General features: G+C 63.1%; 20 protein-coding genes and 1 riboswitch. Of the genes, 9 read left to right on the plus strand and 11 right to left on the minus strand.

Going from position 1 to position 20,748, the window contains the following annotated elements; genetic code table 11:
* Positions 1-25: 25 nt before the first annotated feature.
* The 8 genes from VNK82_07450 to VNK82_07485 form a co-directional block, all read right to left on the minus strand.
* Positions 26-313 (minus strand): GlsB/YeaQ/YmgE family stress response membrane protein, encoded by a 288-nt coding sequence (locus VNK82_07450; GenBank protein ID HXE90779.1) that lies wholly within the window; start codon positions 311-313, stop codon positions 26-28.
* A 100-nt stretch (positions 314-413) separates the two neighbouring features.
* Positions 414-1,133, minus strand: a complete 720-nt coding sequence (locus VNK82_07455; protein ID HXE90780.1) for a hemerythrin domain-containing protein — start codon at positions 1,131-1,133, stop codon at positions 414-416.
* 10 nt (positions 1,134-1,143) lie between these two features.
* A complete protein-coding gene (locus VNK82_07460; protein ID HXE90781.1) occupies positions 1,144-1,599 on the minus strand; it encodes a hemerythrin domain-containing protein in 456 nt (151 codons plus the stop codon).
* A gap of 184 nt (positions 1,600-1,783) precedes the next feature.
* Complete coding sequence (locus tag VNK82_07465; GenBank protein ID HXE90782.1) at positions 1,784-2,611, minus strand: hypothetical protein; 828 nt, start codon at positions 2,609-2,611, stop codon at positions 1,784-1,786.
* A gap of 101 nt (positions 2,612-2,712) precedes the next feature.
* Positions 2,713-3,159, minus strand: coding sequence for an HIT family protein (locus VNK82_07470; protein ID HXE90783.1), 447 nt, complete (start codon positions 3,157-3,159; stop codon positions 2,713-2,715).
* Positions 3,160-3,929: 770 nt separating this feature from the next.
* Positions 3,930-4,865, minus strand: coding sequence for a carbon-nitrogen hydrolase family protein (locus VNK82_07475; protein HXE90784.1), 936 nt, complete (start codon positions 4,863-4,865; stop codon positions 3,930-3,932).
* Entirely contained in the window at positions 4,862-5,362 is a 501-nt protein-coding gene (locus VNK82_07480; GenBank protein ID HXE90785.1) for a GNAT family N-acetyltransferase, read from the minus strand. The genes VNK82_07475 and VNK82_07480 overlap by 4 nt, the downstream gene beginning before the upstream one ends.
* Positions 5,359-5,529, minus strand: a complete 171-nt coding sequence (locus VNK82_07485) for a hypothetical protein (protein ID HXE90786.1) — start codon at positions 5,527-5,529, stop codon at positions 5,359-5,361. The genes VNK82_07480 and VNK82_07485 overlap by 4 nt, the downstream gene beginning before the upstream one ends.
* Before the next feature lie 116 nt (positions 5,530-5,645).
* On the opposite strand from VNK82_07485, the gene VNK82_07490 reads away from it, so the two are divergent.
* The 5 genes from VNK82_07490 (at position 5,646) to VNK82_07510 (ending at position 10,093) form a co-directional block, all read left to right on the plus strand.
* Positions 5,646-5,921: a hypothetical protein gene (locus tag VNK82_07490; GenBank protein ID HXE90787.1), complete on the plus strand. Its 276-nt coding sequence runs from the start codon at positions 5,646-5,648 to the stop codon at positions 5,919-5,921.
* A 130-nt stretch (positions 5,922-6,051) separates the two neighbouring features.
* Complete coding sequence (locus tag VNK82_07495) at positions 6,052-6,825, plus strand: electron transfer flavoprotein subunit beta/FixA family protein (protein HXE90788.1); 774 nt, start codon at positions 6,052-6,054, stop codon at positions 6,823-6,825.
* Between the two features lie 44 nt (positions 6,826-6,869).
* Positions 6,870-7,859, plus strand: coding sequence for an electron transfer flavoprotein subunit alpha/FixB family protein (locus VNK82_07500; protein HXE90789.1), 990 nt, complete (start codon positions 6,870-6,872; stop codon positions 7,857-7,859).
* Between the two features lie 55 nt (positions 7,860-7,914).
* Positions 7,915-8,166, plus strand: a complete 252-nt coding sequence (locus tag VNK82_07505) for a type II toxin-antitoxin system HicB family antitoxin (GenBank protein HXE90790.1) — start codon at positions 7,915-7,917, stop codon at positions 8,164-8,166.
* 256 nt (positions 8,167-8,422) lie between these two features.
* Positions 8,423-10,093 (plus strand): electron transfer flavoprotein-ubiquinone oxidoreductase, encoded by a 1,671-nt coding sequence (locus VNK82_07510; GenBank protein HXE90791.1) that lies wholly within the window; start codon positions 8,423-8,425, stop codon positions 10,091-10,093.
* A gap of 386 nt (positions 10,094-10,479) precedes the next feature.
* Here VNK82_07510 and VNK82_07515 read toward each other — a convergent pair whose 3' ends face one another.
* Positions 10,480-11,046, minus strand: a complete 567-nt coding sequence (locus tag VNK82_07515; protein HXE90792.1) for a hypothetical protein — start codon at positions 11,044-11,046, stop codon at positions 10,480-10,482.
* 9 nt (positions 11,047-11,055) lie between these two features.
* Entirely contained in the window at positions 11,056-13,119 is a 2,064-nt protein-coding gene (locus VNK82_07520; protein HXE90793.1) for a hypothetical protein, read from the minus strand.
* 248 nt (positions 13,120-13,367) lie between these two features.
* Here VNK82_07520 and VNK82_07525 point away from each other — a divergent pair, with 248 nt between their 5' ends.
* The 4 genes from VNK82_07525 to moaA all read left to right on the plus strand — a co-directional run bounded on the left by VNK82_07525 (position 13,368) and on the right by moaA (position 17,083).
* Entirely contained in the window at positions 13,368-14,231 is an 864-nt protein-coding gene (locus tag VNK82_07525) for a hypothetical protein (protein ID HXE90794.1), read from the plus strand.
* Between the two features lie 4 nt (positions 14,232-14,235).
* A complete protein-coding gene (locus VNK82_07530) occupies positions 14,236-15,129 on the plus strand; it encodes an alpha/beta hydrolase (protein ID HXE90795.1) in 894 nt (297 codons plus the stop codon).
* 100 nt (positions 15,130-15,229) lie between these two features.
* Positions 15,230-15,757 carry a hypothetical protein gene (locus VNK82_07535; GenBank protein ID HXE90796.1) on the plus strand — a complete coding sequence of 176 codons (528 nt, stop codon included), beginning with the start codon at positions 15,230-15,232 and terminating at the stop codon, positions 15,755-15,757.
* Between the two features lie 82 nt (positions 15,758-15,839).
* A riboswitch (molybdenum cofactor riboswitch) is annotated at positions 15,840-16,003 on the plus strand.
* 69 nt (positions 16,004-16,072) lie between these two features.
* Positions 16,073-17,083: a GTP 3',8-cyclase MoaA gene (moaA, locus tag VNK82_07540; protein ID HXE90797.1), complete on the plus strand. Its 1,011-nt coding sequence runs from the start codon at positions 16,073-16,075 to the stop codon at positions 17,081-17,083.
* 74 nt (positions 17,084-17,157) lie between these two features.
* Here the strand turns inward: moaA and VNK82_07545 are convergent, their stop codons facing one another.
* Positions 17,158-20,544 carry a TonB-dependent receptor gene (locus tag VNK82_07545; protein HXE90798.1) on the minus strand — a complete coding sequence of 1,129 codons (3,387 nt, stop codon included), beginning with the start codon at positions 20,542-20,544 and terminating at the stop codon, positions 17,158-17,160.
* Positions 20,545-20,748 lie beyond the last annotated feature (204 nt).

Below are 20,748 nucleotides of genomic sequence, written 5' to 3' on the forward strand. Positions count from 1 at the left end.
CCGGGAACTGGCCGGCCGCGTTCGATCAGGCTTCTTTGACGATCCGAATCAGGCAGGTGAGCACGACCGCTCCGAGGATGGCCACAAAGAGGGTGTAGAAGAAACCGCCGCCGGAGGAGAAGCCCAGGCTGCTCATGACGTAGCCGCCGAAGATCGCGCCCACGATGCCCACGACAATATCCATGAGCACGCCGTAGCCCGCGCCACGCATGATCTTCCCGGTGGCCCAGCCGGCGATCAGGCCGACCACGATCCACCACACGACGAACCAGAACATGGGACTCGCCGTCAGGGTGATGATGTAGGCCCTCATCGCTTCGATCAGCCCTACTCCGCTTGGATGCCACGGGCCAGGGATGCGCTGTTTCTCACCCGCGCGTATCGAGACGGCACGTCGGAGATCTGCCCCCTGCCTATCCGGCCGCCAGGGGGCCTCCGGGCTCCGCGGTTTCTGCGATTGGAGGGGGCGGGCTCACCAGCGCCGGAATGAGTTCTTCCTCGTTGCGTCGGATGTGCTTGCGAATCGACTGGGCGAGTTCCATGCCCGCGGAGTGCAACGCACGTCCGACCAGCTCCGCTTTTGGCAGCGGCGCGGCGCCCAGTTCCATCCTCACCCGCTGTACCTGCGCACGCAGCCCGCTGTGTTCCCGCCACAATTCCTCCACCAGAAGGCGTACCCTGGGAAACTTCTCCTCGCCGTAGCGGAAGGGCCCGGTCTCTTCGATCGCGCAAATGCGCTCGACGTCGTCCTCGATTACGTCGAGGACCCGAGCCAAAATGGCCAGCAGACGTTTGTCTGAACGGCAGTTTCCATCTACAAGCTGGTACAGCAGAAGCTCCCAGGTCATCAGGCGCTGGCGCACGATGTTGTTGCACTCCAAGACTGCACTCCACTGCTCACCGTTCCTGCTCATGAGTCCCTCCTCGAAAAATTGACGCTCAACGATGCAAGGCAGCCCCGCTGCTCCTGATGGCACAATCAGGCACACTGCCGGCGTGCAGCTTCTCCCCTCAGGCAAATCCCGCAACTGATCCACGCCCGGCGGATCCAGGCCAAGCAAGAACACGACACATTGCCGAAACGTCATGGCCTTCGGTTCCGCCTCGTCGCTTTCTCGCTCCTCCAGTTCCACCTGGCAATGGTCAGCGGGCCATCCGGTAACGTCCCTCGACCAGGGCTGGGATAAGCTCCTCCTCTTCCCGTCGCATGTGCGCACGCACGGCTTCCGCCAGCTCCATGCCGGCGGCGCGCACGCGTTCCGAGCTCTCAAACGTCGCTTCGCTCAGGTGCCGGTGCATGCTCTCCAGGCGTTCGCGCAAGTCATCGTGTTCCTCCCGCAGCTCCTGCACCAGGGTGCGCGTGTCGGGCTGGTGCTCCTCGGCATCGGAGTACAGGCCCAGTTCTTCGGTGGCGAAGCTGCGGCTGACATCCTGCTCCAGCAACTGGCGAACGAACTGCAAAATGGTGATGAGCCGGGTATCAGAGCGGAAGTTCTCGTTCGCCAACTGGAACAGCAACAGTTCCCAGGTCAACAAGCGGCTCCGCAACACGTTGTTACACTCCAGGACAGCGTTCCATCTTGGGTCGGCTTTCGGCATGATTCCTCCTCCCTCCCGGGATGCGGGTGGCGTGCGTAGCCTCGTATCGGGTTTCCGCCTGGGGGAGCGCGCGCAGGCGGCCTGGGTAGGCGCCACACGCGGCGACCCTCGCCCGGAAGAATGCCGGAGTGGGGGAAGAGCGGCGGACGGGATCGGCCCGTCGCTCTTCAGGCTCCCGCCGGGGCTATTGGGCTTGTGCGACCAGCGCCTTCGGAGTCGCCAGGTAGCCGGTCACCTTGTTCTTGTCCACGCCGAACACCACCACCTCGTACAGCTTGCGGTCTTTGCTGGTGTAGAACTGCATGGGCTCGAACATGGTCCGGTCCTTCTTCTCGATGGTGCGGTCGTCGGCGATCACGTCGACCGTGAACTTGCTCTTCTTGGGATCCACCCTTCTGAGCTGCAGGCTGATGTCGGCCACCTGCACGGGTCGTCCCTTGACCAGGGCAAACTCGTGGTAGTCCTTCTCGCCCTTGCGCCGCAGGATCTCCAGTTCCTCCCGCGTGCGCGCGATCAGGCCGCTCTGCACGCCCAGGTCGCCCACGGTGCGATCCAGTTTTTCGCGGGTAGCGACCAAGTCAGAGCGGTTGGCGTCCACGTCCGTCCGGACGCCGCCTACCGCGGTGCGCACTTCCTCCACCTGGCCGGTGACGGCCCCGAACTGTTCCTCCTGCTGTTTCTGGATGCGCGCGAGGGCGGCACGCTGCTGGCGCCGCAACGTCTCCGTGCGCGACTGCAGTTCCTGCTGCGTCACGCCGACCTTCTCGGCGATGGCTTCGGTTTCCGCGCGCAGGTCGGTACGCGTGGAGGCGAGCTGCTGCTTCGCCTCTTCCTGCGCCGTAGTCAGCGTCTTCTGCCCGGTTTCGAGCGACGCCACGCGCGCCTGCAGATCGAACATGACGTACAGCGAAGCGAGTACGTAGATGCCTGCGATGGCGATGAGCAGGATCTTCGTGCCCGAACCGGAAGACTCGCTCCGGGCCGGCTTTGCCGACGATTCACTTTCCAACATGATGACACCTCCGGATGAAATGGGCTGGATGGGCCCGATACACACTCTTAGTTGCCGGAGTGGGCTGCGGGGTTGCCGTGCGCAGCAAAGGGAGCAGGCGGTTACGCCTTGCCGAGACGCCGGATGGCCTGCTCGATGGCCAGCCGCACCGCCTCCCGCGCGGCCTCGTCGGGGTAGGGCTGCCGCGGCCAGAAGAATCCGCGCAGGCCGTCCTTGCGCCGGCGGGGCACGATGTGCACATGCAGATGGGGCACGCTCTGGCTCACCCGGTTGTTGATCGCCACCAGCGTCCCCTCAGCTTGCATGGCCTCCTGGACGGCGCGGGCGAGCAGGTGTACGTCGGCAAAAACCGGCTCGATGAGGTGGGCCGGCAGGTCGGGCAGCGTTTCGTGGTGTTCCAGCGGAACCAGCAAGCAGTGGCCGGGAAAGAGCGGGCGCTGGTCCAGGAAGGTTAGCGTGGCCTGGCTGCGGTGGACGACGGCGGCCTTCTCGTTGCCGGCCACGATGTCGCAGAATACGCAGCGCGAGGCTGGATGCCGGGCAGACATGGGAGCGCCAGCCTTATCACAGCATCCGCATGGTTGCAACGAGCCGAGCCCGCACCCGCCTGCTGGCCATCCTCCTGGTGGTCGCGCCCCTGGCGCCGGTTTGGGCTCAGTCCGCGGCCCGAACCAGCTACATCTTCGTCAGCCCCAGCACGGAAGAGAACCTCACCTTCGAGCAGGCCAAGGAACGCCTGCGCTCTCCGGAGGAACATAGGCTGGCAAGCCAGGCTCGCTACCTGCTCTGCCGGCTGGGGAAGGAAGGGAGCGTCTGGCCCGCCCTCGGAAGCTGGCGCGACGGCGCCGAACACGCCCTGGCGATTCGCTTCAAGGCCGAAGAGCCTGCCGTCACCTACGCGGCGGCATGGCTGGGCGGCTTTGCGCAGCAGAAGACCGTGCTGAATTTCCGGCAAGGAGGGGGAGGCAAGGCCAGCCTCTATGTGCTGTTTGCCGGCCGCACCAGCCTGGAGGCCGCGGCCCGAGCGCTCGACGACAGCGGCATCGCCTTTCGCACCCTGGCGCCGCGTGGCTCGGAGGTCGTGGTGTACGTCGTGGATCTGGATCGGACACTGCTGTCCCGGGTCCAGGCCGCCGCCCGGCGGCTGCGCGCCCGGCTCATGATGCTTCGCGGCTCAGCGGCATACCTCGGTGATGAGAGCGACCGCAAGCGCGCCCAGCTCGTCTACGCTCGCAGCGTGGCGGAATACGAACACCGCCATCCGGAGATGGCGCGCCGCAACTGCGCCGTTCCTGCGGCGGCCGTTCCGAGACAGTGGCTAACGGCTCCGCACCGCGAACTGGAACACATCCGGCCGCGCGTAGTGCCCGCTGACGTCCAGCGTCATTTTCTCTTCATCGATCACGGAGAAATCGAGGTCGGCGGTGAGGATGATTTCGCGGTCGAATACCGGTCCGGCGACCGTTCGTCCGTCGGGGGCGAAGATGGCGCTGCCGCCGCGGCAGAGCAGGGAAGTCGGTTTCATGCCGCGCGGACGCGCAAGCTCCCGGGGCAGGTCGCGCGCCGGCATCATCAGCCCCACGCAGAGGACGTAGCAGCGGCCTTCGAAGGCGTAGTGCCGGCTGGCCAGATGGTGCAGGTCGTGCGCCGTGGGCCACACCGCCACGTGGATGTGCTCGCCGGAGTTGTGCATGGCCTGCCGGGCCAGCGGCATCCAGTGCTCCCAGCAGATCAGGCCGCCGACGCGCCCAGCCGGTGTATCCACGGCTTCCAGCCCGCCGCCGTCGCCCGTGCCCCACACCATGCGCTCGGTGTAGGTGGGCATGAGCTTGCGATGCACGTTCCGCACCCTGCCGTCAGGACCCCAGGTGACTAGCGAGTTGTACAGCGTGCCGTTGCCGGGTCCCGAATCCACGCGCTCGTTCACACCCATAACCACGGTCAGGCCGAGTTCGCGCGCGGTGCGTCCCAGCGCCTGCGCCTCGTTGCTTTCCAGGCGGAAGCTGTTCTGCCGCAGGCGCGCAAACACCTGCTTGACCGGCTTGTAGTTCCACAGCGCCGCGTCGGGACACGAATCCAGCCACGCCGGGTAGCCCGGCAGCCAGGTTTCGCCGAACGCTACCAGCTTTGCTCCCTTGCGCGCGGCCTCGCGCATCAGGCGCTGCGCCTTGGCCACGCTCGCCGCCAGGTCCAGATACACCGGCGCAGACTGGATCACCGCCACCCGGACGGGTTTGAGCTGGTTGCGCTTCATGCCATTTCTCCCGACTGCCGGTTGGGCGACAGCATCAGTTTCATTTCGTTGGTCGGCTCGAAGCCCATGGATTCGTACAGCGGGCGGCCTTCATCGCTGGCGTGCAGCCAGATCACAGGGAAGCCCTGGCCGCGGCACCACTCGACGATCGCCGCCATCAATCTTCGTGCCACACCTTGGCGGCGGAACTCGGGATACACGTACACGTTGAGCACGTAGGCCCGCTGAGGATTGAGATTGAGCGGGTGCGTCAGCCAATCATGCAGCACGACTCCGCCGCCGCCCATCACCCGTCCGTCGGGCGCGACCGCCAGCCAGCCGCGGTAGCCGCCGTTGTTTAAGCCTGCCAGGATGTAAGGCTGGCTGGTGGCATGCATGGCGTCGAGCGCGGCTTCGTCCGTGAACCCCATGTCCCGGAACATCAGCCGCCGTTGGCGCATGATCTCCGGCGCATCGTCGAGCGTAGCTTCCCGGATGTGGATGGCAGAGAGCGTCATTCCACCTCGGAGAGCATCTTGCCCAGGGTGGGCTTGTGCTTCTGCTGGTGCCTGCGCTGCTTTTTGACGTCGGGAGCGCGCCGGGTCGGCGGCGGCGCTCCGACGCGCTCCCGGGCCATCTCCTTCACCGCTTTCACCGCCTCGAACTTCTTGCGTTTCTTTGCCATCCGGACTCCACCGATTATGCAATAATCCTCCGGCCCGCCGCATAGCCAAGTCCTCGATGGCCGCGGCGCCGGGTGCTGTTGCTAATCGCTTACTGCTTATTGCTTATCGCTGCCTTATGGAAGAACGCGAATTTTTCGACGAGAAGGAAGAAAAGAAACCGGCCACGCTCTACTGCCCCAGTTGCCGCCAGAGCGCCGAGTACGACCTGATCTGGCTGGTGCGCCATAAGAAAAAGAGCCTGCCCGGGCGCGCCGACGAGCGCGACCGCGCCAGGTTCGCGAAACTCCGCTCCTACATGGTCCGTAAGGACGACCTGGTCATGTGCAAGAACATGCGCTGCCGCAAGCGCATCGAGGTCTCCGGAGTGCAGTCCATCGTGTTCCTGGAGTAGCTCGCCGCACAGACACGGAGAGCCCCCTTACTGACGCCTGAATCACCATTCATTTATACTTCCCCTTCGCTCTGAGCTGGCCCTTCGTTTCCTGTCTGAGAACTGAGAACCGAGAACTGAGAACTCGCCCATGAGAATTCTGGTCTGCATGAAGCAGGTCCCGCAGAAAGACGCGCCCCTCAAGCTCAACGAAGCGGGCAACTGGATCCGCGAGGACACCAGCTATGAAGTGAACGAGCCCGATGCCTTCGCGCTCGAAGAGGCGCTGCAGCAGAAAGAAAAAGCCGGAGGCGGCGAAGTCGTGGTGATCACCGCCGGTCCGGCACGCGCCCAGCAGGTGCTGCGCGAGGCGCTGGCCAAGGGCGCCGACCGTGCCATCCACCTGGAAGACGACAGCTTCGTCACCCTCGACGCGCTCAACACCGCGCGCGCCTTCGCCGCCGCCATCAAGGACGAAAAGTTCGACATGATCTTCACCGGCCTGCAGTCCGACGATTACGGCTTCGCGCAGACCGGCGTCATCCTGGCCGAATTGTTGGGCTGGCCGCACGCCACCATCATCATGGAGATCAGGAAGAACGAAACCGGCATCCGCGTGAAGCGCGAACTCGAAGCCGGCTACTTCCAGTACGTGGACATGCCCCTGCCCGCCGTGCTGACCATCCAGTCCGGGCTGAACAAGCTGCGCTACGCCACGCTCATCGGCATCAAGCAGGCCAAGAACAAGCCGCTGCGCAAGGTGACGCGCGCGGAGATCGAAAGCGCCCTCGGTCCCAACCAGCAGAAGATCGAGCGCCTCTACGTGCCGCAGAAGACCAAGCAAACGGAGATGCTGCAGGGCCCGCCCGCCGAAGTCGCCAGGAAGCTGGTGGAGAAGCTGCGCAACGAGGTGCGCGTCCTGTGAACAAGGGACTGGCCAACTGGCACTGACCACCGACCACTGAACCCATGGACATTCTCGTCATCGTCGAGCAACGTGAAGGCAAGCTGAACCGCGTCTCCTGGGAGACGCTCACCGGCGCGCAGCGCATCGCCGCCGAAACCGGCTGGATGCTGGAGGCTGCGGTCCTCGGCTCGGGCGTCGGTCCGATTGCCCAGGAAGTTGCGGCCAAGAAAGTGGCCAGGGTCTACGCCGTCGAATCGCCGCGGCTTGAGCCCTACACGCCCGACGGCTTCGCCGCCGCCGTCCGGCAACTGGTGGCGCAGAAGCAGCCGCGGCTGGTGCTGATGCCGCACACCTACCAAGTGCGCGACTTCGCGCCCAAGCTGGCCACGGCGCTCGGCCGCGCGCTGATCAGCGACGCCGTCGGCTACCGCAAGGAGGGCGACCGGCTGCTGTTCACCCGCCAGATGTTCCAGGGCAAGTTCGCCGCCGACGTCGGCTTCACCGGCGCCCCCCCCTGGTTCGTCACCTTCCAAACAGGTTCCTTCCGCGGCGACCAGGTAGAAGCCGGCGCGGCTGCCGCTCCCATCGAGACCGTGAATGTGGAGATCGCCGACAGCGTCATCCGGAACAAGCCGCAGGAGGTCTTCAAAGAAGCCAAGCAAGCCGTCGACCTGACGCAGGCGGAGATCATCGTGGCCGTGGGCCGCGGCATCAAGGAGCAGAAGAACCTCGAACTCGCCAAACAACTGGCGGACGCCCTGGGCGGTGAACTGGCGGCCTCGCGTCCCATCTGCGATTCCGGCTGGCTGCCCATGGACCGCCAGATCGGCTCCTCCGGCCAGACCGTGGCCCCCAAGCTCTACCTCGCGCTCGGCATTTCCGGCGCCATCCAGCATATCGTGGGCATGAAGGGCTCGCGCGCCATCGTCGCCATCAACAAGGATTCCGAAGCCCCTATCTTCGAGATCGCCGACGTGGGCATCGTCGCCAACCTGTTCGACGTGGTGCCGCCATTGATTGAGGAAATCAAGAAGGCCAAGGCTTCCGCCTGAGTGGCCGCTAGTTCCGTAAGCGCAGGTGTGAAACCCGGAATGACTGGGTTAGACTATGAACCGCATGGAAGAAGTCGTTCTCACTGCCGTGATTCAGGAACTCCCTGACTCGGAAGGCGGGGGATACTGGGCGTTTGTGGAAGAACTGCCTGGTGCAATTACCCAGGGCCAGACCCTGGAGGAAACCCGTGAGAACCTCCAAGAGGCCATTGGCCTGATTCTGGAGTATCAGAGAGAGCGTGCCAAGGAAAGCCTCGACCCGAACGCAAAGCGAACCATTCGCGAAAAAATCCGCGTGCCCGCGTAGCGCCGTTCCGGGGTGAATTTGAAACGACGCGAGCTGATCAGGCATTTGGAAGAAAGCGGCTGCCAGCTTTACCGGGAAGGCTCCCGACACACTCTGTACCACAACCCAGCCAAGAACCTCGCTGCCGCAGTGCCTCGGCAAAACGAGATCGGCACGCCGGTCGCGCGGCCATCTGCAAGCAGCTGGAGATTCCGCCTCCCCCGAAGAGATGACCATCACTTTCAGAACGCCTCTTCCCGGCATTGAGCGCCCCCAAATGGACGCCGACGTCGTCATTGTCGGCGGCGGACCGGCTGGCATGGCGTGCGCCCTGCGACTCTCACAGCTTATCGACCAGCACAACGCCGCCCATCCCGACGTCCAGCTCACGAAAGAGAACATCTACGTCCTCGAAAAGGCCCGCGAGGTCGGCCAGCACTGCCTTTCCGGCGCCCTGCTCGATCCCCGCTCCATGCGCGAGCTGCTGCCCGGCTTCGAGAAGGAAGCTCCGCTCGACGCCGAGGTCACCAAAGAGGCGGTGTATTTCTTCACCGAGAAGTCGCAGTTCAAGCTGCCCATCACGCCGCCGCCGCTGCGCGACCACGGCAACTACGTCATCTCGCTCAACCGCTTCGTCAAGTGGCTGGGCGAAAAGGTCGAAGCCGCGGGCATCACCATCTTCACCGGTTTCGCCGGTTCCGAACTGCTCTATGACGGCGATCGCGTCGCCGGCGTCCGCACCGACGACAAGGGCGTCGATAAGACCGGCCAGCCCAAAGGCAATTTCGAGCCCGGCTATGACCTCAAGGCCAAGGTCGTCATCCTGGCCGAAGGACCTCGCGGCTCTCTCACCAAGCAGCTCGTGGCGCGCTTCTCCCTCGACCGCGACACCAACCCGCAAGTCTATGGCGTGGGTGTGAAGGAGTTGTGGGAGCTGCCTCCCGGCCGCGTCGCTCCCGGCGAAGTCATCTACACCATGGGCTGGCCGCTCACCACCCGGGAGTACGGAGGCGCCTGGATCTACGGTTCCAAAGACAACGTCATCTCGCTCGGCTTCGTCACCGCGCTCGATTACGCCGACCCGCGCCTCGATCCGCAGCGCGTCCTGCAGGAATTCAAGCGCCATCCATTCGTCGCGAAGCTCCTGGCCGGCGGCAAGATGATCCGCTACGGCGCAAAAACATTCCCTTACGGCGGCTGGTTTGCCATCCCGCCGGTCGCCGGGGACGGCTGGATGGTGCTGGGGGACTCCGCCGGCTTCCTGAATTCGCAGCGCCTCAAGGGCATCCACCTCGCCATCAAAAGCGGCATGCTGGCCGCCGAGACCGCCTTTGACAGCCTGCGCAGCGCCGATTTCTCCGCCGCCGCGCTCGGCCGCTTCCAGCAGCGCGTCGACGAGAGCTGGATTCGCGACGAGCTATGGCGGGTCCGCAACTTCCATCAGGGTTTCGAGCACGGCTTCTGGCGCGGCATGTTCCACGCCGCTCTCCAGCAGGTCACCTTCGGACGCGGCCTCCACGCGCGCTACAAAGCCCGCGCCGGGCACTCGCAGATGAAAAAGCTCTCCGAGCTTCCCGCCGGCGGCGGCGCACGCGCGCATCTGCTCGGCCCCGCCAAAGGCGACAAGGTCCTCACCTTCGACAAGCTCACCGACCTGTATCACTCCGGCACCAGGCACGAAGAAGACCAGCCCGCGCACCTCGTCATCCATGACACCAATGTCTGCAACACGCGCTGCGTGGAAGAATTCGGCAATCCCTGCCAGAACTTCTGCCCCGCCAGCGTCTACGAGATGGTCGAAGACTCCGCCGCCCCGCGCGGCAAGCAGATCCACCTGAACGCCTCCAACTGCGTTCATTGCAAGACCTGCGACATCATGGACCCCTACCAGATCATCACCTGGGTCCCGCCCGAGGGCGGCGGCGGACCGAACTACGATGGGATGTGACCTCAGCGAAGCCGGCCAGTTCCGCGAACTCCCGCGCCGCAAGATTCCTCCGAAATAGATGAAGTGAGATTTTCCCGTTCTCAGATCGGGCGTGCGCTGCCGTGCTGCATGATTTGCCTATCGCCGCAGCCCGCCGCAGGCGGGCGAAACCATCCTTAGCCCAGGGTGGAGAGCGCAAGGGAGCTGGCGTGCGCCCCCGCCGCCCTGGACGCTGTGGGCAGCTACGTCCGTGAGCTTGGCGTAGGTCGCACGCCAGCGGTCGAGCTCAGCCTGCGCTTGAGTGAGAGTGATGCCTGCCACGTTGCGGAGAGTAGGGCAGGTTCAAAAGGAAAACAATTGTGTGCGGAAAGCACACAGGTAAGGGAGTAACGTAGTCCACTCTCGCATTATCCCCGAGAGCTTCGGCGCACCTCTGCAATGAAGTACGCCGAAAGCAGCGTACCCCAGAGAAGAGCTGCTATCGGGTATTCCCAGTCAGGGCTTGCAGAGAGGTAGAGACGAGGCGCGAGGGGTGTGAGGGAGAGGATTCCGATGGCCGTCAGCGCCAGTGACAGCACCGTGAAGAGTCCATAAAGCCATCGTACAGAACCACGGAGCGGCTTGCGCGCTCTCTCGTCAATCTGCTTACCCACCCACCACCAGAATAAGAAGATGACAATCAGGTAGGTGAGATCTCCATATGAAAAGAAAAATCCTTGCCCTATGTAAAGCGTCTCCGGCCCAATAGCGGCGTTGGACAGCGGAAGTCTCACGGGGGCAGAAAGAACCAATGCGGGCAGGTTAACGCAGTGAATCAGCTTCGTCTCGATCATTCCCCGCTCGCGGAACACACCTCCGTGGACATCATGCGATGCCGCAGTATCGCGCGAGAGACGGTAGGCGCGAGACGCAAAAAGGAAGAGGCTTATCACCAGCATTGAGATTGAAAGCGATTTCCGCCACTTATTGTTCATAGAAAGCCTTCACTGGCACGCCTCAATCGTCTGCGGTGGGTTGGCCGAAACGAACTGCTGTAGATAGAAGGTGATGTTGTACGTGTTGTCTCCAGACTGATTTGCGCAGCCAAAAGCCTGCTGTAATTGAATGTCCGTGAGACCGGTGCTTCCATGTAAAGCCTCGTGAAACAGGAGGCTTAGATTGGCGTCGTTGACCCCGCCTTGCGACAGATCAATAGCGCTGGGGCGGAAGAAGGTCTTAAGGGGCCCGCATCCCTCCGGGCGCCCCGTGCAAGTTGCAGCCACAGTTGTGGGGCTGAGGGCGAAGTGACGATCGACAGTCCGCCCGTCGAGTAGGGCGTTGTACCACTTCCAAGGCTCAAGGTTCCCGACTACCTTTCCGGTCGATCTCGTGCCGTCATAGAAGCCGGGCCGGGGGGAACTCAGCCAATCAGCGAAGTGGTTTTGGGTGATCGGGAAATTGTTCGCGTCTGTCACCTTATCGAAGACATAAGACTGGCAGGGTACGCAATCGTTTCTCATCTTGGAAATCAGCGCGTCCAGAGCGGCATAGATCGCCTCTCTCGGTCCCGCGCAATCGGGGTCGCCGCCGCAGGTCGGCAGCGGAGCGAGCTCTGTTGGCGGTGACGATTGAGACTGTTTGTTACCACCTCGATATCTGCCATCGCCGATCAGGTCCGAGTCGAAAACTTCAAGTGCAGCGGCGAGTGTTCTCACGTCCCCGACGCCACCGGACAGGGCCCACAGATTTCCACCAAAGTGCGTAGATGCGTAGGTGACAGACCCAGCCACTAGATCGCCGACTTGCCCAACTGAGTCGATCCGCTGAAGCGTTCCGTTTTCCACGAACAAGCTTCCATCTACAGGGGCGGCAACTAGATCAAATGCCTCCACCCTTTGCCACACTGTTGACCCCGTCTGAAGATTCAAGGCGGCCACGCCACTGAAGGCCCCTGCGACAAAGACCGTGTCGTTCTCCCCCAGCAGCATCTGGCCCACCGAGCCTACCGGGCTGTTGTATTGGACACCGCTGGAGCCAAAGATGACTTCCGCCGCACTCGGCGTCACCCCCGCGAACAGCACGCCGCCCGTGCCGTCGGGAATGATGGCATTGCGCAGGCTGAATTTCGGCATCGCCGCGTTCCAGTTCGTGCCGCTGCCCGTGATGGAATTCACCTGCGCCGTCGTCGAGGCGCCGCCCGAGGTAACCGACACCAGGTACACGGTCGAGGTGTACGTATAGGACGTTCCGCTGCCGTCCCACGGCACTGCGTTCCCGTCGTTGTCCACCTGCGGCGTGCAGGAGACGCTGCGGTTGGTGACATTGGCCACCACCGGCACCCACAGCAGGCCGCCGCCGTCGATCACCAGTCCTCCGAAGCGGCTCACCTGATTGCTGGTGGTGGAATTCAGCGGGTCGCAGATGGTGTAGGACTGGCCCGTCGTCGGGTTCACGTAATTGTTGCGGATGCCGGAGGTAGTGGTGCTGCTGGCCGGAAGCGTGACCGTGAACGAGGGCTGGCCGTTGGTGGGATCAAGCGCCACAACCTGCGCGGGAGCTGGGTTCACACCGGACGGCACCTGCAGAACGAACACCGTGCCATCGGGGTGCACGGCGTACTTGGTCGTGACCGCGCTAGGAGTCGCCGTACGCCAGGTTTCGGTGCCATCCTTGCTGACCGAAGACAGGTAGTTCTGGGTGTCGCTGGTGAAGGTGTTGAAGACCAGCACACCACCACTGTTGTCTGCGGCGGCCGTCGCGATGTTCCGGCCGTCGTTGGGCCAGACCCACTTCTGCTGCCCATCGGCGGTGAACGCGCGCACCACGCCCCGGACGCCGCCCGAGTTGGGCAGTTCCTCCACAAAGAAATCCGGCGTGGCGTCGTCCACCTTGCGCGACTGCACGATCTTGTTCACGTACTTGTCGCCCAGAGGCGGTGCCGCCCACCTGACCGTTCCGGCTGGCAGCGACTCCCCTGCAGCCAGGAAAATGACCTTCAGGTCGGCCTCGCCGCTGCGGTCACCCAGGAAGCCGCGGACCTTCCTCCGGGCTCTCAGCAATTCTCTCAAGAGTCCAGCAATAAACTCTTGACAACATAATTCCACAATGCTAATCTATACGCTGTGCACAATGCGCCGGGCTAAGTCATTTCTTATCACGATTTTGCCCCTAAGTTCTTTGAAATCACGATTTTGACCAGTCGCGATTCGGCAAGTCGTTTGTTATGACGATTTTGCGCGAAATACCCGGGGGGGGGGAGGGGTTCCCGCTCCTGACACTGAGTCGTCTGTTATTCTGGAGCGGTCTACCGCCCGCCATGAGACGCATCCTTCTGGCTTCTGCTTTGCTCGCTGCTCTCAGACTGCCGCTATTCGCCGCCGACGTGAGCTGCGCTCCCGGCCGTCACGAAGTCGTGCAGGACCTCTGGGACGGCTACCGCATTTCGCTCGGTCCGGTCGCCGACGGTGAGCACGCCGGCCAGTGCCGCGCCATCGTCGTTTCCGCAACTGGCACGCTCGTGTTCGAGGCCTACGGCACGCAAGCGGCGCTCGAGCGCGCGAGTCAGCATGACGTCAACGAGGACGGCGCTCCGGATGTCGTGGTCAGCACCACGACCCAGTCGTCCTATTCCTACCACGTCCTGACGCTGGCTGATCCGCCGCGCGTCGTGGCCCAGTTCACCACCTCCGTCCCGTTGCATTTCGAAGACCGTGATGGCGACGGCCGCATCGAAATCTGGGCCCGCGACTTCGCTTTTCTCCGCTTCGACGACCTGCCGGCCGCGCTCACGCCTCAGCCGCTCATTATCTTCCGCCTGAAAGGCGAGACGCTGCACATGGTGAGCCAGGCCTTCTGGCCCGATTACGAGCAGGAGATCGCCCAGGCCAAGGGACGCATCTCCCGGGATGTCCTGGAAAAGTTCATCGGCTCGCCCACCGCCGCTTCTGACGACGACCAGAAGCCCAAGGAACTCAGCCCGCACGAAAAGGAGGCAGTGACGGAGGTCAAAGCCGAAGCGCTGGGCATCGTGCTCGCCTACTTGTACGGAGGCCGCGGTCAGGAGGCCTGGAAAGCGCTCGACGAAATGTGGCCGCCGCTGGATAAGCCCCGCATCCGCCAGATGATCCTCAAGGCCCGCACCGCCGGCATCCTCAGCGAGATCAACCGGCCCAAGAAATAGCGCGATGGTCTCGCTCGACCAGTGGTTCGCTTCCGGCAGCCGCATTCCCGTGTGGTTTCCAGCCGGCAGCGGCGGCACCCGCGGCTATGAAGTTTTTTGTCTGCGCCAGGGTTCCGGTCCGTGGATCACTTTTCTGCACGGCTTTCCCACCTGTTCCTGGGACTGGGCGCCGGTGGCGGAGCGGCTCCAGTCGCGTCACCGCCTGCTGCTGTTCGATTTCCTCGGCTTCGGCGATTCCGACAAGCCCGCGCGCCATGCCTACAGCCTCTTCGACCAGGCTTCCATCACGGAACAACTGTGGCGTCGCTTCGATGTTCCCGGCGCCGTCCTCGTCGCCCACGATTACGGCGTCACCGTCGCGCAGGAACTGCTGGCCCGCCTTGCCGAGGGACGCCTTGCCGTTCGTCTCGAAGGACTGGTGCTGATGAACGGAGGCCTCTATCCTGAGGTGCATCGTCCATTGCGCATCCAGAAGCTATTGGCCGATCGGCTGCTGGGACCGCTGATGAACAGGTTCGTCAATGAGTCCACCTTCCGCCGGAACTTCGCCTCGATTTTCACGCGGCAGCATCCGGTCGGCGAAGAAGAACTCAGGCAGCACTGGCAGGCTATCGTCCGCCGCGATGGCCTGCGCAACTACCACCGCCTCATGCAGTACTGGCACGAGCGCCGCCGCTACCGCGACCGCTGGGTCGGGGCGCTGGAACAGACCCGCGTTCCGCTGCGCTTCCTCTGGGGCATGGAGGATCCCATCTCCGGCGCGCACATGGCCGCGGTCATTCGCCAGCGACTGCCGCGAGCCGAGTTCGTCCCTCTGGAAGGCGTGGGACACTATCCGCAGCTTGAGGTTCCGGACGTGGTGGCGGCCGGGATTGCCGCGCCCTTCAAAGGAACGTAACCGGTTCGGCTGCGCGGCTTTGCGTCTGGCCACTCCACGCTCGATGGCCGCATCTAAGTTTGAGTGCACTGATTCGCATTCTCTTCAGGAGGTAGGAGTTGTGAAACGCGCAATCCTTGCTTTGTTTCTCGTGAGTTCGCTGGCTGCCTTTGGTCAGGGAAAGGGCGCCAGTGGCGGCCGCCCGGCGGGTGCCGGCGCTCCGTCGCACAGCATGGGGCACTCCACCGACGTGGGCCGTCCCGCGGAGGTTGGAAAGCCGTCCACTGCAGGCCAGCCCTCGACGTCGCCCGGCACCGTGAGTTCCCAGGCGCATCAGCAGCGCGCCCTGACCGACGCACAGATCAACAGCGGCTCTTTCAAAATGTTGCAGGAGAAGACCGGCATGTCCTCCGAGCAACTCCAGCAGCTCTATGCTTCCAGCGGGGCCAGGAATTACGGCCAGTTCGTTTCTGCCGTGGTCGTGTCGAAGAATCTCAACCTCGACACCAATGCCGTGCTCGAAGGCATGAAGACCAAGTCGCTGGGCAAGACGCTCAAAGACTTGGGCGTCGCCGAACAGACGGCCAACGCCGAGATCAAGAAGGCCAACCAGGAAATGAAGGCGGCCAACCGCAAGAAGTCCTCGTAAGTCCGTCCACTTGCGCCAGGCCCGGCTGCGGCCGGGCCTCCGTCTTTCTTTTCCATGTGAGCGCCCGGGCACATGACGTATAATCGTCGCGAGGTTTCCGATCGGCCGGGCCTGCGGCGTGCGCCATGGCCCGCCGACGGTTGTCCGCCGTGGCGGACACGAGGGTGCGGGTGGAAACGCCTGCGCCTCCCGTGCTTCCGGCGATATCACCGGATGCGCTTGGAAAGGAAACGCTCGCCGCTTCTCTCCGCGCGAGTCTTTTCCCCTCCCAAAGCATCCCAGAAGCAAAGGTTTTGGCTGAATGCTGATGGCTGAATGCTGAAGGCTGTTTTTCCCATGCGCCTGCGCGACAAATTCGGACGCGCCATCACCGACCTGCGGATCTCCGTCACCGACCGCTGCAACTACCGTTGCGTCTATTGCCGCACCGGCAATGAAGGCGCGCTCTACGAAGAATTGCCGCTGGCCGACTACCTGCGCATGGTGCGCTTGTTCGTCGGGCTGGGCATCGAGAAGGTGCGTATCACGGGCGGCGAGCCGCTGCTGCGCCGCGACGTGGTCGAGTTCGTCCGCGAGTTGGCGTCCTTGCACACCCTCGACTGCCATCCGCTCGACCTGGCCATCACCACCAACGGACATCTTTTGGCGGAGATGGCGGAGCCGCTGAAGCGGGCCGGCTTGCGCCGCGTCACCGTGAGCATGGACGCCGTCGATGGCGAGAAGTTCGCGCGCATCACCCGCGTCTCCAACGGCTATTCCAGCGTGCTCGAGGGCGTGCGTGCCGCGCGCCGCGCGGGGCTCGATCCCGTCAAGGTCAACTGTGTGCTGCTGCGCGGCTTCAACGACGACCAGATCGTGCCCTTTGCGCGCTTCGCCCGCGACGAGGGCGTCATCGTCCGCTTCATCGAGTTCATGCCGCTGGAAGAGGACCGCGTCTGGTCGCCGGAAATCGTGGTCACGTTGCGCGAGGTGCTGGAGCGCATCCGTGCGTTCCGGCCGCTGGTGGAGATGCCCCGCGCCTACAGCGAAACCGCGCGCCGCTTCACCTTCGACGACGGCGTGGGCGAGATCGGCATCATCGCCCCGGTCTCGGAGCCCTTCTGCGGGCACTGCTCGCGCGTGCGCATCACCTCCGACGGCAAGATCCGCACCTGCCTGTTCTCCCTCTTCGACCACGACCTCGCCGCGCGCATGCGTGCCGGCGCGAGCGACACCGAGCTTACTGATTACATTGTCTCTGTCGTGGAGAAGAAGGAAGCTCGCCACCATATTGGCGAGCCCGGCTTCGAGAAGCCCTCGCGCAGCATGGTTCACATCGGCGGGTGAAGAGGCACTCAGCATTCAGCCAAGAAAGAAGGGCGCGGCTGTCACCGCGCCCTTTCTTTCCTTGGCGACTGGTCTTAGAACGTGAACTTGGCCGAGAACTGTATGCTGCGCTGTCCACCGCCTCCTAGCACGGGATTTCCCAGCCCGACATCGGACGTCGCGAGAATGGGAAGGAAGCCCAGGCTGCGCCCGTTCGTAGGGTCGAGCCCGTTCGGTGCCGCGTCGGCAATGAACGCGGGCAGCAGAGGATTGGCGAAGTTTGGATGGTTGGTGAAATTGTAGAAGTCCGCCCGCAGCAGCAGATGGAGCCGCTCGGTCAGCCGCGTATCCTTGCTGACGGCGAGGTCGAAATTGCGATAGTCCGGACCGATCAGGGAGTTCCGGCCCAGGCTTCCGAAATGGCGCGTTCCCGGCACACAGAACGCCGCGCTGCCGTCTCCCAGCGGATCGAGCGTGCAGGGCACCTGGAAGGAAGTCAGGTTTAGGTACTGGAGTGGGTTGTCGGGGTTGTAGGTGACCGGGCCCACGAGGTCAGGCCGGCCGAAGAATTCGCCGCTGCCGTCGTAGTCGTCCAGGAAGTTGTAGTTCACGTGGAAGGGGTGTCCGCTCAGGAGCGTCAGTACCCCACTGATCTGCCAGCCTTCACCCAGCCGCCCGAGCCCCATCTTCGGCAGAGAGTAGATAGCGGACCACACGAAGCGGTGGCGGGTATCAAAGTTGGAGTTGCCGCGGTCGGCGCGCGGATTGTTGCTGTCATTGGGTTGGGCGGCGTTGGGGACGAAGTCCTGTCCGTCGCTGGCGGTGTCGATGGAGTGCGACCACGTGTAGGAGACTTGCTGCGTCAATCCATGCCAATTCTGCTGCCTCAAACTCACCTGCAGCGCGTTGTAGCTTGAACTGGCCGAAGTTTCCAGTTGATTGACGTAGAACGGCGCGTTGGGCGCCAGCGCGCTCAGCGGCGTAGAAAAATTGCGCGGCACGATATCGATGAATCCGTTCGCCAGGTCCGTGGCCGTGATGGTGGCTTGGTCCGGCTGGTTGATATCGCGGAAGCGGAACAGCTTGCGTCCCGCCGACCCCACGTACGCCACCTGCAGCACGGTGCTGGGGAACAGCTCCTGTTCGAGGTTCAGGTTGTAGTTGTAGACATATGGCGTCCGAAGGCCGCGATCGACGGTAAAGGCATCCGTAGTGTCGGTCGAAAAGGTCGCCGGATCGAACACCGCCACGCCGGGAGCCAGCACCGCGGTCGGAGTGAAGGAGAAGAAGACCGGGTCGGGACCGATGGCGTTGTATGCCGGGCCGGCGTTGAACGAGTTGAACGGGATCTGTCCGGTAAAGAAGTCCTGCGAGAAGATGTCGTAGGCGACGCCGAAGCCGCCGCGCAGCACAGTCTTGGCCTTGCCTCCGATATCCCAGGCGAAGCTGACGCGGGGGCTGAAGTTGTTGTGATCCTTTTCGTAGAGCTCACCCACCTGGACCAAGCCGACGGCAGGGTCATAGATGCTGAAGCGGTTCTGGTCTTCTCCGATCACGCCGAAATAGTCCCAGCGCAGACCCAGATTGACTGTGAAGTCGCGCCGCACCCGGATGCTGTCCTGCACGTAAAGTGCGTGGGAGTTCTGGTGTGCCTCGCGGTCGGTGTTGCCGGACGGCAGAAAGCTGAAACCCGTGGGCATGCCGGCCAGAAAATCCTGGAGTGAACCGAAGCTGATGCGTCCGCGGAAATGGAAGTCGTTGAACGAATCCACCGTTGTGCGGCGGAACTCGTAGCCGAACTTGATGTCGTGCCGATTGAACTTCCAGGAAAAGTTGTCAATGAACTGCCAGTTCGTGTCCTTGCGTCCGCGCGGGTTGGAGAATCCGGACGATCCGAGGGAGGCGAACCCGTCGCCGAACTGCATAGTCGGAAAGCCGAAATCGCGCGGGTCGGTGACGCCATTGTTCAATCCGATGCTGTCGTTCGGATTGCCGAAAACCGCCGCGTCTTCCGCCAGGAAGTCCTGTGAGTATCGGTTCCAGCCGAACCGCGCCTCATTCACCTGGGTGGAGGAGAAGACGTGCACAAAGCTGATGGAAACCAGTTGCGCGCGGATGGGCGACACCGTGTTCGTTCCCGGCAGATTGTTGCCGCCGGCCAGGCCCAGCGGAAAGCTCTGGTTGCTGTTGCCGAAGAAATACCGCCCGCTCAGATGATTGTTCTCATTGAAAGTGTGGTCTAGCTTGATGATGAAGCTGTCGGCATCGTTGGAGGCGGCCGCCGTGGAAACCGAATTGGGGCTGCCCGCCAGGTTGGCTGCGGGCCAGACATCCTGACCTCCGGAGCAACCGCCAGTGCTTTGGCAAAAGTTGAAAAGGTTCAGTATCACGGGATTGACCACGCCTCCCGGCTGTGCGGTGACACAGTCGAAGATGCTGCCTGTGGCACACTCGGGCGCCGGGCCGCCCAGGCCCCGAATCGCGCCGAAGGCATCGGCGAAATCGGCCAGCGTGGGCACGTTGTTCAGCGAGTCGATACCCAGCCGTTCCCGCTGACCTTCATAAGCCCCGTAAAAAAACGTCTTGTCCTTGACGATAGGACCGCCGATGGAGGCTCCGAACTGGTTGTTGTGGAACTTGTTCTTTGAGCCTACCGTGTTGAAAAAGTTGCGGGCGTTCAGATTGTCGTTTCGAAAATACTCGAACACGCTGCCGTGGAATTCGTTGGTCCCGCTCTTGGTGACGATGTTGACGACCGAGCCGGAGTTCCGCCCATACTCGGGTTCGAAATTGGAAAGCACTCGCAACTCGGCGATTACCTCGATGGGCAGCACCGTGCCCGGCGTACCGAATACCCCACCTTGGTTGATGGCGGGCAGATTTCGATACCCGTCGTTCATGTCCGTGCCATCGAGCAGGAAGTTGTTGGACCGCCCGCGGTTGCCGTTCACGCTGAAGAGCCCGAACGATCCCGGCGAGTCCCCGCCTCCGTTCGGTTCGCCCGCCGCACCCGGCACCATGATCAGCAGCTTGGTGAAGTCACGGCCATTGATGGGAAGGTCGAGCACCTGCTTTTCTTCAAAGCTCCCTCCCAGCACGTTGCTGCTGGTGTCCACCAGAGGAACCTCCGCCGTGACTTCGGTCACCTGTTCCACCTGTCCGGGCTGAAGTGTCACATCCACCCGGCGCTCTGCGGCAACGTCCACGCGAATGCCGCTGGCCACCGACTTCTGGAATCCTGCCTTTTCCACGGTTACGCTGTAGTTCCCGATGGGCAACTCGGGGACGACGAAGAATCCCGTCGCATCCGTGGCCGTGGAACGCTCCAGCCCCGTGTCCGTATTGCGTATGGTGACCTTCGCTTCCACGACCACGGCTCCGCTGGAATCTGTCACCGTACCCAAAATGCTTCCGCGGAACGTTTGCGCCACCAGAGTGCTGGCGGTAAGCAACAGCATGAAAAGGATCAATCGGAACTTCATGGAGATTCTCCTTGCCTTGCGGCCTCTGCCGGCAGCCGCTGTGGGCGCGATTATAGTCCGCTGAAAAATCCGCGGGAAGATAATCACAGAGATACGTGAGGGTTACACGCAGCAGCCCGGCTTGCGCCGGCCGCCGCCGGGTGGGACAATGAAGTGTGTGCGGCCCGGGAGGTGCTTCTTTCCTGCCGCGGGCGGCATCGAAAG

The sequence above is a fragment of the Terriglobales bacterium genome, from assembly GCA_035573675.1.
Classification (GTDB): Bacteria; Acidobacteriota; Terriglobia; order Terriglobales; family Acidobacteriaceae; genus DATMAB01.